Source organism: Sulfurimonas sp. (genome assembly GCF_028694895.1).
Classification (GTDB): Bacteria; Campylobacterota; Campylobacteria; order Campylobacterales; family Sulfurimonadaceae; genus Sulfurimonas.
The window spans coordinates 1-2,978 of the sequence record NZ_JAQVKA010000147.1 but is presented as its reverse complement, the minus strand read 5'-3'; the positions used below and the strand labels follow the sequence as shown (position 1 = coordinate 2,978).

The window sequence follows — 2,978 nt, the reverse complement described above, 5'->3', positions numbered from 1 at the left end:
TAGGTATCGGCTTTAAGACTAAGATAGAAGCGACTCTCTGCAAGGTTAAAGCTATAAACTAAGACAAATAACTATTCTAAAAGCTTATATATTATACAATTCGTCTCTAAAACTAAATTAAAGAGTATGAGTTGTATAAGAAAAAAAAGATTTTAGTTACAGGAACAGCTGGATTTATAGGTTACCATCTAGCTAAAGCGCTCCTTGAGCGAGGTGATGAAGTGGTTGGCCTTGATAATATAAATGATTACTATGATGTAAACCTGAAGTATGCCAGACTAGGCGAACTTGGAATCAACAAAGACGATATAAAAGAAAATCAACTCCTAAAGTCCACAACCTACCCAAATCATAAATTTATAAAAGCAAATCTAGAAGATGCTAAGACAATAAACAAACTTTTTGAAGAAGAAAAATTTGATGCAGTATGTAATCTCGCGGCTCAAGCTGGTGTTAGATATAGCATTGAGAATCCTCATGCATACATTCAAAGCAATGTTGTAGGCTTTGTAAATCTTTTAGAAGCGTGTAGAAATTACAACGTAAAAAATCTAGCATTTGCCTCATCTTCATCTGTTTATGGACTAAACAAATCGCAACCATTCAAGACAAGTGATCATACAGACCACCCAGTTTCACTCTACGCTGCTACTAAAAAATCAAATGAGATGATGGCTCATACATACGCACATCTCTATGGCATAAAGTGTACAGGGCTTAGATTTTTCACAGTTTATGGAGAGTGGGGAAGACCCGACATGGCACCTATGCTCTTTGCCGATGCTATACTAAATGACAGAGCTATAAAAGTATTTAACCATGGAGACATGAGCAGAGATTTTACTTATGTGGGCGATATAGTTGATGGCGTTATAAAAGTAATAGATAACCCTACTGCATCATCACAAAGTTTTACTAAAGAAAGCAAAGCTTTTGACGCAACAAATCCAAACCCATCAATCTCATCAGCTCCATACAAGATATACAACATAGGAAACAACTCCCCTATTCAGCTCTTAGATTTTATAAAAACTCTTGAAAATGCCATAGGCAAAGAGGCAAAAAAAGAATTCTTGCCAATGCAAGATGGCGATGTAGTATCAACATACGCAGACGTAAGTGACATGATAAAAGATTTTAGTTATAAGCCAGATACAACGCTGGAAGTTGGTATAGAGCGATTTGTGAAGTGGTATAAGGGATTTTATAAATATGACTAATATAATACTATGCGGTGGTTCAGGTACAAGACTTTGGCCTATCAGCCGAACACTTATGCCAAAGCAGTTTGTTAAGCTTTTTGATGATAAATCACTGTTTCAACTTACAGTTGAGCGAAACTCAAAAGTATGCGATAATAATTTTATAGTCTCAAATACTGAACAATATTTTTTGGCTCTTGACCAATTAGAAGAGATGAATAATTATCAATTCTCAATTTTAAATTCTCAATTTTTATTAGAGCCTGTTGGAAGAAACACAGCCCCAGCAATAGCTCTTGCTTGTATGGCCCTCGACAAAGATGAGATAGTTCTTATAACTCCAAGTGACCATCTAATCAAAAATGAGATTGAATACTCTAATGTTTTACAAAGAGCTAAAGAGTTAGCGCAGCAAGATAACTTAGTCACTTTTGGCATCACTCCAACATTTCCTGAAACTGGATTTGGATATATTGAAGCTAATGGTCTTGATGTAAAAGCTTTTCATGAAAAGCCAGATTTCGATAGAGCTACTTCATACTTAGAAGCTGGAAATTATTATTGGAACTCTGGTATGTTTATGTTTAGAGCTGGAGTGTTTTTAGAGGAGCTGCAAAAATATTCTCCTGAGATTTACAAAGCATCACTTAGTGCTCTTAGCAACTCAACCAAAGAGAACTTAATAAGAATAAGACACGAAGATATGATAAATATCCCAGAAGATAGCATAGACTATGCAGTTATGGAGAAAAGCTCAAAAGTAAAAGTAGTGCCTTCAAATATTAACTGGAGTGATGTTGGAAGTTTTGATGCTCTTGCGGAAGAATTACCAAATGATGAAAATAACAATCTTATTATTTCAGATAGAAGAGTTGAAACTATAGATATTAATGACTGTATTATCATAGATTCTGGAGATGCTCTTTTGATATCCAAAAAAGGCTCTTCTCAAAAAGTAAAAGAGATAGTTGCTAAACTTAAAGGCGAGAAATCTGAGCTCCCAAACATTCATCTAACGGGTCATCGTCCTTGGGGAACTTACACTATTTTAGAAGACTCAAACGGTTACAAAATCAAACGAATAGTTGTAAAACCTGGCAAACGCTTAAGCCTTCAAAAACACTTTCATAGAAATGAGCACTGGATAGTAGTAAGCGGATGCGCTACTGTTACAGTCGAAGATAATACTTTTATACTAAACCCAAATGAAAGCACTTACATAAAAGCAGGACAACTTCATAGACTTCAAAATCAGGGAAAACTGCCTTTAATTATCATAGAAGCTCAAGTCAGCGAATATACTGGTGAAGATGACATAGTAAGGATTGATGATGATTTTACTAGAAATTAAATATAATTAAATTTTATAAAAGGTTAAAAATGACAGGCAATAAAAAAGTGGCTTTGATAACAGGGATTACAGGGCAAGATGGTTCTTATTTAGCAGAATTTTTACTTAAAAAAGGCTATATCGTTAATGGTATTAAAAGAAGAAGTTCACTCTTTAACACTGATAGAATTGACCACTTATATCAAGATCCACATGTAGAAAATAGAAACCTAATTCTTCACCATGGTGATATGACAGACTCTATGAATTTAACTCGAATCATTCAAGAGACACAACCAGATGAGATATATAACTTAGCTGCTATGAGCCATGTTGCTGTTAGTTTTGAAACACCAGAATATGTAGCAAATGCTGATGGCACTGGAACGCTTAGAATTCTTGAAGCTGTAAAGTTACTAGGGCTAACGAACAAAACAAGATCGGAA

At 34.8% G+C, this 2,978-nt stretch carries 3 protein-coding genes; all 3 read left to right on the top strand.

Features of this window, described 5'->3' with window-relative positions:
- The first annotated feature begins 131 nt into the window (after nucleotides 1-131).
- A complete protein-coding gene (locus PHI38_RS10040) occupies nucleotides 132-1,220 on the top strand; it encodes an NAD-dependent epimerase (protein ID WP_299855725.1) in 1,089 nt (362 codons plus the stop codon).
- The gene (locus PHI38_RS10035) at nucleotides 1,213-2,553 is read left to right on the top strand and encodes a mannose-1-phosphate guanylyltransferase/mannose-6-phosphate isomerase (RefSeq protein WP_299855724.1); all 1,341 of its coding nucleotides are present in this window, start codon (nucleotides 1,213-1,215) and stop codon (nucleotides 2,551-2,553) included. Before PHI38_RS10040 ends, PHI38_RS10035 begins: the two co-directional genes overlap by 8 nt.
- 29 nt (nucleotides 2,554-2,582) lie before the next feature.
- Nucleotides 2,583-2,978 (top strand): GDP-mannose 4,6-dehydratase (locus tag PHI38_RS10030; protein ID WP_299855723.1); only part of this gene is annotated, 396 nt, incomplete at its 3' end.